Here is a 13250-nt window from a genome sequence, read left to right on the forward strand (position 1 = left end):
TATGAAAATTACCTCAGCTCGTCAAGATCAGGGTATTCCGGGTGTCTATGGCTTATTGCTATTAGATGTCGTTTCACGTTGGGGATACAACGATGAAACATTATTTGCTCCATTTCATCTTACAAGCGAGCAACTGGCTGACCCTGACTATCGTATTTCTACACCAGTAGCAAATGAACTGGTTAAACACGCTCTTAAACTAACTGGTGAAACTACTTTGGGTTACCATCTTGGTACTCAAATGCGTATTTCAATTCATGGTTTCATTGGCTATGCAATTATGACAGCCAAAGATATTACGGAAGCAATTGCACTCGCAGCACGCTTTATTCAGCTACGCCTGCCCTTTTTACAATTATATTTCTCAACTTTTGGACCCAAGGCGACCTTACAATTACAGTGTGATATTGAACTTGAGCCTTTACGTACAGAAATCGTTTTAGGTTTAACCATTGGTATCATGAGCATGGCAAAAGCTATGACTGGCATTGAAGATTTAGCTGGAGATGTAGACTTAGATTTTCCAGAGCCAGAAGGTTTCGAAAAATATAGAAATAAACTAAGCAGTACAATTCGCTTTAACCAACCACATTTAATTTCAAGTTTTGATAAAAAATATTTAGGACTTAAATTAGTCAACGCCGACCCTATTGCAAGTCAAGTTGCTATTAACCAATGTGAAGCTGAACTTTCCGCTTTGGGTGAGCGCCGACGTTTAGCAATGCGAGTTCGTGATATTTTAAGTAATTCTGAACAACATTATTTAAGCATAGAAAATGTAGCAGAATGCCTACATATGTCGGACCGTACACTTAAACGTCAATTGGCAGCAGAAGGAACTTCCTTTTCTACATTAGTTGATGAAGTACGCTATCGACATGCAACATCTTTGCTTTCGCGTACAGATTATAGTCTTGAACAGATTGCAGATGAACTTGGCTATTCGGACGTTGCAAATTTTAGCCGTGCTTTTAAACGCTGGAGTGGCCGCAGCCCAAGCAACTGGCGTAAAGACCCATACTTATAATGTTTAAAACTATTGGACACAAGCTTAAGGAGTTACCATGAATCACCCTTCGGAACTGAAGTATGCACGTACACATGAGTGGGTAAAAATTGAAGGTGATCTTGTTATTACAGGGATTACTGACCACGCACAAGATGAGCTTGGCGATTTGGTGTATGTCGAAACTCCTGAAGTTGGTAGTCAAGTTACAGCTGGCGAACAAGCTGGAGTTGTTGAATCAGTGAAAACTGCTTCAGACATCCATGCTCCTGTTTCAGGCACTGTAGTAGAAGTAAATACTGACCTTGAAGATGATCCTGATTTTGTAAATGATGATCCATACGGCAAAGGCTGGATTTATAAAATCAAACCAGACAATATTGCAGATGTTGAAAAACTTTTAACAAATGCAGAATATGAAGCTGGCCTATAAGATAGGTATAGTTTTCAAGATTTAATAAAAACCAGTTTAGATTTAGACTGGTTTTTTTCTTTGTTTATGCAGTTAATTTAAAATCAGTTATCTGATTCGGTGACCTATATGACAAAACTTGTTGTATTCTCTGGCGCGGGTATGAGTGCCGAAAGTGGAATTAGCACTTTTCGTGACAGTAATGGTCTATGGGAAAATTACGACATTCAGCAAGTTGCCACACCTGAAGCATGGCAAAAGAACCCTGCTTTAGTTCAACGCTTTTATAATGAAAGACGCAAAAATATTTTAGAATCTCAACCTAATCAAGCTCATCAATATATTTCTAAACTACAAGATTATTTTGAAGTACAAGTTATTACTCAAAACATTGATGATTTGCATGAACGCGCAGGAAGTTCCAACGTTTTACATTTGCATGGAAACATTCGGTTAGCAAAAAGCTCGGGGCCAAAGGCACAATTCACAACTCAGTTTTATGACATTAACGGTTGGAAATTAGATTTAGAACACGACCTTTGCCCAGATGGATATCCTCTTCGTCCACATGTTGTTTGGTTTGGTGAAGCTGTACCTGCTTATGAAGAAGCAATTAGAGTCGTGCAAAGTGCAGACATTTTTATTGTAATCGGGTCGACATTAAGCGTATATCCTGTTGCAGGTTTAGTGCATGAAATTGCAGCTCAATGTAAAGCTTACTATATAGACCCCAAAGCAGATCATGTGCGTGTTCCCCAACAATACGAATTGTTAAAGATGTCAGCTACTCAAGGAATGCATGAACTTTTTAAGAATTTAACCAATTGACTCCTATTTTTAAGTACAAAATCAATTTAATTTGAATAAAAATTATTATTTTTTGGACAAAATTTTGTCAAATTTTCTAATTTTGTTCTAATTTCGCACAATAAAATTTTTCCCTCCACTCACTTTGTAACTAAAAATAGAGTTATTTTTTTAAAAAATTTATTCTTCTCAAGAAAATTAAAAAAAACAGAATATTAAAAAATTATAAGTAAATGATTAATAATGTATTTTTTAGATTGTAATTTAAATTACACCGGTTTACACAAAGATACAAAAATATAATATAAAAATAACAGAGCAAAAAAATTCTTTTGTGGTTGAATCTCAACCTCTTGAATGCCGTACAAGAAAACAGCGACCTGGATTAGGTTACAATCACGGATTATGGATATAAGGACACACATCCATCATGAGTTATTTTGATCCCACCCTCATCATGTTTATGGTGTACATCGTAGCAATGGTACTTATTGGCTTATTTGCCTACCGTGCTACAAGCGACTTCTCAGATTATATTCTTGGTGGTCGTAGTTTAGGCAGTTTCGTTACTGCGTTATCCGCAGGCGCATCAGACATGAGTGGCTGGCTACTCATGGGCTTACCAGGAGCAATTTATCTTTCTGGTTTATCTGAAGCTTGGATTGCAATTGGTCTTATTATCGGTGCTTGGCTTAACTGGCTACTGGTTGCTGGTCGATTACGCGTTCATACTGAAATTCAAAACAATGCATTAACTTTGCCAGATTATTTTACAAGCCGTTTTGATGACCAGAAAAAAGTACTTCGTATTTTCTCTGCCGTTATCATCTTGGTTTTCTTCGCTATTTACTGTGCTTCAGGCATGGTGGCGGGCGCCCGTTTATTTGAAAATTTATTCGGTATGTCATACAACACTGCAATTTGGCTTAGTGCTATTGCGACCATCAGTTATGTTTGTATCGGTGGATTCTTAGCAATTAGCTGGACTGATACATTCCAAGCTGGATTGATGATTTTTGCCCTGATATTAACGCCAATCGTGACTTACCTTGCGATCGGGGACACAACTCATTTTGTTACCCTCATTGAGACTGCACGTCCGCATGCATTTAATCTCATCTCAGATTTTGGTGTGGTAGCAGTTTTATCCTCCATGGCGTGGGGTCTTGGTTACTTCGGTCAACCACACATCCTTGTGCGTTTCATGGCGGCTGATTCAGTAAAATCTATTCCTGCTGCACGCCGTATCGGTATGACATGGATGATTTTATGCTTAATGGGTGCTGTAGGCGCTGGTTTCTTCGGTATTGCTTATTTTGAGCAACACCCTGAATTAGCGGCAGTTGTGAGCAAAAACCCTGAAACTGTCTTTATGGAATTGACTAAAATTTTATTCAATCCATGGATTGTGGGTATCATTTTGGCTGCAATTTTAGCTGCTGTTATGAGCACGTTAAGCTGTCAACTTTTGGTATGTTCAAGTGCTTTAACTGAGGATTTATACAAAGGTTTCTTTCGTAAAAATGCATCTCAAAAAGAACTTGTATGGGTTGGCCGTGTAATGGTTCTTGTCATTGCTGTTCTTGCCATTGTGCTTGCAGGGAACCCCGATAGTAAGGTTCTTGGTCTTGTTGCTTATGCTTGGGCTGGCTTCGGTGCAGCTTTTGGTCCGCTTATCATCTTGTCATTGTTCTGGAAACGTATGAATTTACAAGGTGCTTTAGCAGGTATGATCGTTGGTGCAGTTGTGGTTATTGGCTGGAAAAATCTTTTCGCAGGCACAGGTGTTTACGAAATCATTCCAGGCTTTATCCTTGCATTTATCAGCATCATTGTAGTGAGTCTTTTAACTAAAGCGCCAAATACGACAGTAACTGGACGCTTTGAACAAGCTGATAAACTCTACAAAGAAAGCGTATAAGTCATTGAAATAAATAAAGGGGCTTCGGCCCCTTTATTTATTTTTGGTTTTGATTTTAATTTTTGAAGTATCTTTCACTACTTGCATCACTGGGTAACTCCGAGTTTCTTTTACCCCAGGCAACTGCCACAACACCTGCCCCGCAATTCGTCTAAATTCTTCCATACTGCCACTTCGTAATTTAATTAAAAAGTCGAAGCCTCCACTTACCATGTGGCATTCCACAATCTCTGGATAGTGCACTACAGCATCAATAAACTCATCTAAAACATTAGGTGTCGTTTTATCCAGTAACACCTCAACAAACACCAGAAAATTGGCGTTTAAATTAACAGGGTTTAGCTTAGCCTCGTATCCCAAGATGAATTCATCTTTTGTCAGCTTTTGAACTCGAGCCATCACAGCAGTTGGAGATAAATTCACGAGTTCGGCTAATTTACTGTTCGAAATACGCCCATCTGTTTGAAGAATATCCAAAATTTTTAAATCAGTGCGATCAAGGCTTAATAATGGGCCATTCATCTGAATTTTCCTCTAAAAAATGGGATAAATATAGTGAGTTATTCGGTGTTTCTTCTGTAATGATAAATTATCTAAACCTCTCTACTCAAGAACTTTGTACGAGAGTCGGTTGTCGGAAACAGATATGAATACAATGGATACTTTTCATCAAATGGATAAATCTCACCAAGGCTATATCACCGAATTCAACGATAAAAGTGAGTTTGAACAACGCATTAACACAGCTTGGCGACGTGCAGAGCCAGAAGCTGTAGAAGAGCTATTACAAGCTGCCGCGGTATCTGATGATTTAGATCATAAAATTTATGACCTTGCTTTTAATCTTGCCCATAATTTACGTGAACGTAAAACTTCTTCGGGTAAAGCAGGTATTGTTCAAGGGTTATTACAAGAATTCTCTCTTTCTTCACAAGAAGGCGTGGCGCTCATGTGTCTTGCTGAAGCTTTGCTTCGTATTCCTGACACAGCAACACGTGACTTGTTAATTCGAGATAAAATCAATCAAGGCAACTGGAAAGAACACGTTGGCCAAAGCACATTAATGTTTGTAAATGCTGCTGCATGGGGCCTCATGTTAACTGGTAAGCTGATGGAAACACCAAAGCAAACCAGCCTTTCAAGCGTACTTACTGGTTTATTAGCACGTAGTGGTCGTGGCATTATTCGTAAAGCAGTTGATGTTGCAATGCGCATGATGGGCGAACAGTTTGTGACTGGCGAGACCATTGAAGAAGCTGTTGACCACGCAAAAGTGCTGGAAGACAAAGGTTTCCGCTATTCTTACGACATGCTAGGTGAAGCAGCCTTAACTGAGCATGATGCTGAACGTTACTTTAACGATTATAACCAAGCCATTCATGCAATTGGCAAAGCGTCTAACGGTAAAGGTGTTTATGATGGCCCGGGTATTTCAATCAAGCTTTCTGCTTTACACCCTCGCTATCAACGTGCGCAAATTGAACGCGTTCATCAAGAACTTTACGGCAAAGTATTTGAACTCGCTCGTTTAGCTAAACACTACAACATTGGTTTAAATATCGATGCTGAAGAGTCAGAGCGTTTAGAAATTTCCCTTGAGTTACTTGAGCGTCTTTGCTTCGAACCAGAACTTGCGGATTGGAAAGGTATTGGCTTCGTTATTCAGGCGTACCAAAAACGCTGTTTCTTCGTGGTTGATTATATTATTGATCTTGCGAAACGTAGTCAGAAACGCCTCATGATCCGCCTTGTGAAAGGTGCGTATTGGGATAGCGAAATTAAGAAAGCTCAAATCGAAGGTATGGACGACTACCCTGTCTTTACCCGTAAAGTACATACAGATTTATCTTATATCGCTTGTGCTAAAAAATTACTTGCTGCGCCAGAGTTTATCTATCCGCAATTTGCAACTCATAATGCTCAAACATTGGCAACGATCTATCATTTAGCTGATCCAAGCAAATATTATGCTGGTCAATATGAGTTCCAATGTTTACATGGTATGGGTGAACCACTTTATGAACAAGTTGTTGGTCCGCGCGAGCAAAATAAATTAGGTGTGCCATGCCGTATTTATGCTCCCGTTGGTAACCATGAAACTTTGTTGGCTTATTTGGTTCGTCGTTTACTTGAAAATGGCGCAAATACTTCATTCGTTAACCGTATTGCCGACAAAACACTTAAAGTTGAAGCTCTCATTCAGTCTCCAATTTACGATATTCGCAAAGCAGCTAAACTCGAAGGCTTGGTTGGTTTAAAACACCCATCAATTCCGTTACCTTTAGACATGTATGGATCACTCCGTAAAAACTCTAAAGGATATGATTTAGCAAACGATGCTCCACTTGAAGCTCTAGATAATACAGCTCAACAACTCCGTAATCGTATTTGGCAAAGCCATCCATTATTGGCAAATAACGATTCGTTAGAGCAAGGCCATTCCATTGCAATTACAAACCCAGCACAAAATGATGAAATTGTTGGGCATGTACAAGAAGCTGATCTTAAGCATGTAGAAATTGCGCTTAATGCAGCTGAGCAAGCTCAATCTGAATGGTCAAATACGCCTAAAGATCAGCGCGCTCAATACTTAAAACGTGCAGCCGACCTCATGGAAGGTCGTATGCAAGAACTTATGGTTCTTCTAAGCCGTGAAAGTGGCAAAACTTATGCAAATGCGATTGCAGAAGTTCGCGAAGCTGTAGATTTCTTACGTTACTATGCGACTCAAGTTGAGAATCTTCCTGCAAATACAACAATTCAGCCTTTAGGTACTGTACTTTGTATTAGCCCATGGAACTTCCCTCTTGCAATTTTCTCAGGTCAAATTGCAGCAGCACTAGGCAGTGGTAACTGTGTTATTGCTAAACCTGCTGAACAAACACCTTTAATTGCAGCTCAAGCAGTTCAAATTTTATGGGAAGCTGGTATTCCACATGGTGCTGTACAGCTACTTCCTGGCCGCGGTGAAACAGTTGGTGCTCAGCTGAGCCAAGATAATCGTATCGATGGCATCATGTTTACTGGCTCGACTGAAGTTGCAAAAATTTTACAGAAAACCGTTGCAAAACGTTTATCTGAAAATGGTCAATCTATTCCTCTCATTGCAGAGACTGGCGGTCAAAACGCCATGATTGTGGATTCATCAGCATTAACTGAACAAGTTGTACTTGATGTTGTAAGTTCTGCTTTTGATAGCGCGGGTCAACGTTGCTCTGCTTTACGTATTTTGTGTGTGCAAGAAGACAGTGCTGCAAGCGTTATTAAAATGCTTAAAGGTGCAATGCAACAGTTAATCGTAGGTAATCCTGCGATTTTGAAAACTGACATTGGTCCTGTGATTGATGATGAAGCAAAACAGACAATTGACCAGCACATCCAAAAAATGAAGTCTAAAGGCTATCCTGTACATCAGTTGATGTTCGGTGCAACCAGCCGAAATGAATTAGATAAAGGAACTTTTGTTGTACCAACAGCAATTGAGTTGCCTAATCTTGATGATTTGCAACGTGAAGTCTTTGGTCCAGTTTTACACATCATCACTTATAAGTATGGCGAGCTTGAACAACTCATCTCACGTATTAATGCCAAAGGTTATGGTTTAACAATGGGGCTTCATACGCGTATTGATGAAACCATCCAAACAGTTATTCAACATGCTGAAGTTGGCAACCTCTATATCAACCGTAATATTGTCGGTGCTGTAGTTGGTGTACAACCATTCGGTGGTGAAGGTCTATCTGGTACAGGTCCAAAAGCTGGTGGTCCGCTTTACATGTATCGCTTAATGCAACATTGTTCAAACAAAGTACTGGCAACACCATTTGCTATGAAAACTGAGCAAACTGTTTTTGAAGGCTTTAACCGTGAGGTTTATCAGAGCTTACAAAATTGGGCGAAACAGCATTTGCCGCAAGCAAATCGTGAGATTGAACCATTTGGTGTGGGTAAGTTTTATGAGTTACAAGGCCCTACTGGGGAAAGTAACCAATATATTATTTTGCCGCGTCATCGAGTTCTTTCTATTGCGGACACAGAACAAAATCAATTGCATCAGTTGCTCGCAATTTTTGCAGTGGGTAGCCAAGCAGCAGTAATGCCTAATAGTCCATTATTGGCAAAATACAAACAAACCTTGCCAAAAGATGTGCTTGCTGCAATTACTATAGTCAAAAATATCAGTTCTGATGATTTTGATGCAGTTTTACATCATGGTAACCGTGAAGAAATCTTCTCATTACAGCAAGAAGTTGCGACGCGTTCTGGTGCAATTGTTGGTATTACACATGTTGAACCGAATGAGACTATTCCGCTTGAGCGTTTAGTGATTGAACGTGCGATTAGTGTGAATACAGCTGCAGCTGGTGGTAACGCAAGCTTAATGACAATGGCTGATTAACCCATCATTTTTCTAAAAAGCCCAAATCTTAGTATTTGGGCTTTTTTATTTAATAAAGTAATCTATTCTTAAATATATAAATTTTATCAAATTGAGATTCAAATAATGGTCTTTTTAGAACCAGAACAATAAAAGCAGATTTTATTAATCGCGTTTTGAAACATCCTTAATTTTAACGTTAGTCTTGCTTATTGATATCTAGCTAAAATTGGCTCCTGTAACCCCGTTTTTTTTGATACCATTCACTATTTGATTCTGTCTAAATTTTCTTTGTCTATGACCTCTTCTTATCAACAACAACTTCAAACTAAAATTGACCGCATTACTGCCCAATTTTCTGAATTTACTCCACCTACATTAGAAGTGTTTGAGTCACCGGAACAACACTTCCGTATGCGTGCTGAGTTTCGTATCTGGCATACAGAAAATGACATGTTCTATGCCATGTTTGAACGTAACGATGATGACAAGCAGAAAACAGTTGTACGCATTGATGAGTTTCCTATTGCAGACCAAAGCATTAATGATTTAATGCCAAAACTTTTGGAAGAACTTAAAGCGGAACCCAAGCTTTCTAGCCGTATATTTGAAGCTGATTTTCTTGCAACACTTAGCGGAGAAATGTTAGTCACATTAATCTATCACCGCAAACTAGACGAAGAATGGGAACAAGCTGCTAAAGCGCTTGCTGAGAAATTAGATATTAAAATTATGGGCCGCAGTCGTGGCCAGAAAATTATTATTGGCGATGACTTTGTCGTAGAAGAGTTTGAACTTTTAAACCGTTCATTTAAATACAAACAAATTGAAAGTAGCTTTACTCAGCCAAATGCACAGGTTTGCAAAAAAATGCTGCAATGGGCATGTGATGCAGCGGAAGGATCGAAAAAGCATTTATTAGAGCTGTACTGTGGTAATGGTAACTTTACCCTTCCACTTTCTTTAAAGTTCGAACGAGTGCTCGCTACTGAACTTGCAAAATCTTCCGTTTATGCTGCTCAATGGAACATCGAACAAAACCAGATTGATAATATTCAAGTAGCCCGTCTTTCAGCTGAAGAATTTACTCAAGCTTATCAAGGTGAGCGTGAATTCCGACGCTTACAAGAAGCAAATATTGATATTCAGAGTTATAATTTTGATACCGTATTTGTCGATCCTCCGCGTGCAGGAATTGATGATGAAACTTTAAAATTATTACAGGGTTTTGAGCGTATTATTTACATTTCATGCAACCCAGATACATTGTATGAGAACTTAAAAATATTAGGTTTAACTCACCGTATTACTAAGTTTGCATTGTTTGATCAGTTCCCATATACCCATCATGTTGAGTCAGGTGTATTACTTGAGAAGATTTAAACAAAATTTTTCATTGTAACGTTTTAAGTAAGGAGGTTTTATACCTCCTTATTTTTTAACACTTTATTAGTTAAGTATTTAAATTTTCAAAAAATATCAAGTCATCTATCTGTCATAATTTCGTTTAACTCGAGCATTCCTATCGAAAATTCTTGAGTTCAATTGGTGGATTTATCACTTATAGAGACTTGTATTTTATTTTAAATTGGCTATATTTCGAGCTATGTTAAGTTGTATATGAAGGCTCTATGAGTTTTTGGCAAAAGCTGTTCTTGGCAGATCAACAGCATAACGAGCATAAAAACCAAACTGCTTGTGTTGAAAATGACTGCTCATGTAAAACAAATGAACAACTTCTAAGTGCGCTTGCGCTAGCAACAGATGAAGATGTCATTAAGGGAATTAAAAAAGTTCTTATTTCCCGTGGTTATAGCCGAAAAGAGTTAAATGAACTCACTCAAAAACCATCTATTCACTAATAAAAAAGCCAGTCTTGTACTGGCTTTTTTTATATTTCACTTTAATCGACAACCTGTCTGGTCGACTAAACCAACAATTGGGCCCATTTCAAATAGTTGATCATTACGCTTTGTCTTTTGAACATATAAACTAGAAATAGAACCATCAAGATATAAAGCCTGCTCCACCTTAAGATTTCTTTGAAAGAACTGAGCAAACTTGTAGAAACTCACGCTATTCTTCGATATTACAAAGTAGAGCTTATTATTTCGTATTCCGACTCCGTTGCGAATTTTATTCGATTGAGAATCTGGTAAAAAAAGGGAATTTATCTTTCCATCAATCACTAACATGGGACCAGACTGTGTCGCATAATCAACGTTGAAATCGCGTCTACTATATTGCTGCGTTGTTAAAATCAAAGCCTGTTTTTTATTCCAAGCTAACACTCCATTAGGCTGTAAAAAGAAGTTTCCCAATCCTTTATTTTCATTTAATGGCTGAACCACCTTAGCTTGTTCAACATAGAGTCCTACTGGAGAAAATCCGGGATGGAACATTCCTGCATTCATTGCGAAGGAAAGTCGCTCACATTGTTTTAAATTTTTCTGAATATTATTAAAGCTTTTGTAATACTGTTGATTATTGGAATTCTTAAGGAACAAACGCAACTGTTTTAAATCGCTAATTGCAACCACATCATATTGGTCACCTTCTGCTGTTTTAACTTGCTGGTATTCGATAGCATAGACAGACTGAATCAAAAGCCCATATACAGTTAAACACCTCATCAACCATTTCATTTAATACCACCAGACATGACATTTTTCCTTCATATTAAACCTTTAAATTATATACAATAAACGCAAATAGATTGAGTATGCACCGAACTCATTCATTCGACGTAATCAATACACTCCACATTGCTGATATTGGTTATAATGGTTAGCAGCTTTTCAATAAAAGCCATCTACACTTTATTGGATCAGCGTAAGCATGCAGCAACCGAATAAGCGCTACCCTTTAGGGGCTCATCTCATCGTAAAGCATCTCGGCTATAGCCATCATGGTATATATGCTGGGAGAGGTCGAGTTATTCATTATTCAGGCTTAGCGCATTTCATCAAGAAACGCCCGATTGAAATCACTTCAATAGATGCTTTCTCGCATGGCAAAAAAATTCACGTTCGCTCTTATGACACCCCACGCTATAAAGGAAAAGCTATCGTACGCCGGATGCGTTCACGTATGCATGAAAACAACTACCATCTGATTATTAATAACTGTGAACATTTATGTAGCTGGGCAATCACTGGAGTCGAAAGTAGCACTCAAGTTGAACGTATGATGCATCGATTAACGACCATTGGTTACGTAAGCTCAATCATGAGCTATATGAATGGTATGATGCTCACTGTGGCAACAACATGTTTTGCTCTTGTTCTATATATTAAAAAGAAATTACGCGATCAGGCAAAAATGAAGGTCCCTACTTACCAATTCCTTAGAGAAAAATCTGAAAAAAGAAATATTGATCCTTCAGTCCCTTTAGTATTTATAGATCCAGATAAAAAAGAACCCATTTAATAAAAAAGCCCTCAAAAATGAGAGCTTTTTAGAAAACTTAAAACTTATTTTTTATCAACTTTTGCTTCAGTCGTAATGTTTACAGTGATTTTATCACCAACATTTGGAACGTAGTTACCTAGACCAAAGTCAGAGCGTTTGAATGAAGTTGTAGCATTGAAACCAATCGCTGGAACTTTTGCCATTGGGTGTTCGCCTTGCTTGTTTAAAACAGCGTCAAGTACTACAGGCTTCGTTACACCTTTAACAGTTAAGTCACCAGTAATTTTAAAGTGCTTTTTGTCTTTGGTTTCAACTTTAGTACTTTTAAAAGTAATGTTTGGATATTTAGCTGCATTAAACCAAGCTTCTTCTTGGAACTCTTTATCCAAAGCAGGAACGTTTGTATTTACACTGCTTAAAGGGATAGTTACATTTACAGATGAGTTTGCTGGTTTAGCATTATCAACTTTAATTACACCTTGGATATCCGAGAAGTTAGCGCTTGGCGTAGAGAAACCAAAGTGATTCCACGAGAAAACAGTAGCTGTATGTGTAGGATCAATTTTGTAGTCAACTGGCGCAGCTAAAGTAACTGAACTAGCCAATGCTACTGCCAAACCGAAGCTTAATGTTTTAAGATGCATTTTTCGTATCCTTTATTGATATAGTCGTTAGTGTATACCTCAAGTAATTTAATTCACTATTCTTTATAAAACGATATGTTTCATCCATGCAACAATAAAAGCGTTACAGTTATTATTTAAAAACAATATTATAAAGTACAGGTACTTTCGTACCGTGTTTAGATTCTCAAATTAATTCGTTATTACTTCGATTTTATTGATCAATAACAAGGTAAAACATGGCTAATACTGCTCAAGCACAAAGTACTTCGACTCCATATCGAGTAACTCTGACCGATCCTTCAGGTCACCAATGGTTTGCTGATGAACCTACAGACAAAGGTGGTCTAGATACTGCTCCAAACCCAGTTCAAATATTACTGTCTGCTTTAGGCGCTTGTACCACCATTACACTAGAAATGTATGCGAATCTTAAGGGTATTAAGCTTGATCATGTTCAAGTTGATTTAGCATTAAATCCAAATGGTGAACCAGAGAAAGGTCAAAATAATATTGAACGCAAAATCACCATCAAAGGTGAATTCACTGAAGACCAACACAAACGCTTATTAAAAGTTGCTGAAAACTGCCCTATTCATAAATTACTGACGTCTCAAATCAATATTCAAACCGAACTGAGCATTTAACCTTTCAAATATAAAAAAAGCGCTCCATGAAGAGCGCTTTTTTAC

At 38.0% G+C, this 13250-nt stretch carries 12 protein-coding genes; 9 read left to right on the plus strand and 3 right to left on the minus strand.

Annotation, left to right across the window (positions count from 1 at the left end):
- Position 1 precedes the first annotated feature (1 nt).
- The 4 genes from FY048_RS06400 to putP all read left to right on the plus strand — a co-directional run bounded on the left by FY048_RS06400 (position 2) and on the right by putP (position 4146).
- The gene (locus FY048_RS06400; RefSeq protein WP_017390547.1) at positions 2-1027 is read left to right on the plus strand and encodes an AraC family transcriptional regulator; all 1026 of its coding nucleotides are present in this window, start codon (positions 2-4) and stop codon (positions 1025-1027) included.
- Between the two features lie 37 nt (positions 1028-1064).
- On the plus strand, positions 1065-1439 hold the full coding sequence (gene gcvH / locus FY048_RS06405) for a glycine cleavage system protein GcvH (protein WP_003651425.1): 375 nt from the start codon (positions 1065-1067) through the stop codon (positions 1437-1439).
- 99 nt (positions 1440-1538) lie between these two features.
- A complete protein-coding gene (locus FY048_RS06410) occupies positions 1539-2246 on the plus strand; it encodes an SIR2 family NAD-dependent protein deacylase (protein WP_348949480.1) in 708 nt (235 codons plus the stop codon).
- A gap of 409 nt (positions 2247-2655) precedes the next feature.
- A complete protein-coding gene (gene putP / locus FY048_RS06415) occupies positions 2656-4146 on the plus strand; it encodes a sodium/proline symporter PutP (RefSeq protein WP_446090561.1) in 1491 nt (496 codons plus the stop codon).
- Positions 4147-4179: 33 nt separating this feature from the next.
- Here putP and FY048_RS06420 read toward each other — a convergent pair whose 3' ends face one another.
- On the minus strand, positions 4180-4668 hold the full coding sequence (locus tag FY048_RS06420) for an Lrp/AsnC ligand binding domain-containing protein (protein ID WP_016138334.1): 489 nt from the start codon (positions 4666-4668) through the stop codon (positions 4180-4182).
- Positions 4669-4792: 124 nt separating this feature from the next.
- Here FY048_RS06420 and putA point away from each other — a divergent pair, with 124 nt between their 5' ends.
- From putA to FY048_RS06435, 3 genes are all read left to right on the plus strand, one after another.
- Positions 4793-8545, plus strand: coding sequence for a trifunctional transcriptional regulator/proline dehydrogenase/L-glutamate gamma-semialdehyde dehydrogenase (gene putA / locus FY048_RS06425; RefSeq protein ID WP_446090562.1), 3753 nt, complete (start codon positions 4793-4795; stop codon positions 8543-8545).
- Positions 8546-8821: 276 nt separating this feature from the next.
- On the plus strand, positions 8822-9907 hold the full coding sequence (gene trmA / locus FY048_RS06430; RefSeq protein WP_446090563.1) for a tRNA (uridine(54)-C5)-methyltransferase TrmA: 1086 nt from the start codon (positions 8822-8824) through the stop codon (positions 9905-9907).
- Positions 9908-10155: 248 nt separating this feature from the next.
- Positions 10156-10386, plus strand: coding sequence for a hypothetical protein (locus tag FY048_RS06435; protein ID WP_003651412.1), 231 nt, complete (start codon positions 10156-10158; stop codon positions 10384-10386).
- 36 nt (positions 10387-10422) lie between these two features.
- Here FY048_RS06435 and FY048_RS06440 read toward each other — a convergent pair whose 3' ends face one another.
- Positions 10423-11169, minus strand: a complete 747-nt coding sequence (locus tag FY048_RS06440; protein ID WP_446090564.1) for a phosphodiester glycosidase family protein — start codon at positions 11167-11169, stop codon at positions 10423-10425.
- A 193-nt stretch (positions 11170-11362) separates the two neighbouring features.
- Between FY048_RS06440 and FY048_RS06445 the strand changes: the two genes are divergently transcribed.
- The gene (locus tag FY048_RS06445) at positions 11363-11953 is read left to right on the plus strand and encodes a lecithin retinol acyltransferase family protein (protein WP_446090565.1); all 591 of its coding nucleotides are present in this window, start codon (positions 11363-11365) and stop codon (positions 11951-11953) included.
- Between the two features lie 44 nt (positions 11954-11997).
- Here the strand turns inward: FY048_RS06445 and FY048_RS06450 are convergent, their stop codons facing one another.
- The gene (locus FY048_RS06450) at positions 11998-12579 is read right to left on the minus strand and encodes a YceI family protein (RefSeq protein WP_005041161.1); all 582 of its coding nucleotides are present in this window, start codon (positions 12577-12579) and stop codon (positions 11998-12000) included.
- Positions 12580-12797: 218 nt separating this feature from the next.
- Here FY048_RS06450 and FY048_RS06455 point away from each other — a divergent pair, with 218 nt between their 5' ends.
- Positions 12798-13205 carry an OsmC family protein gene (locus FY048_RS06455; RefSeq protein WP_446090566.1) on the plus strand — a complete coding sequence of 136 codons (408 nt, stop codon included), beginning with the start codon at positions 12798-12800 and terminating at the stop codon, positions 13203-13205.
- Positions 13206-13250: the final 45 nt, after the last annotated feature.

This window comes from Acinetobacter sp. 1124_18A (assembly GCF_052824995.1).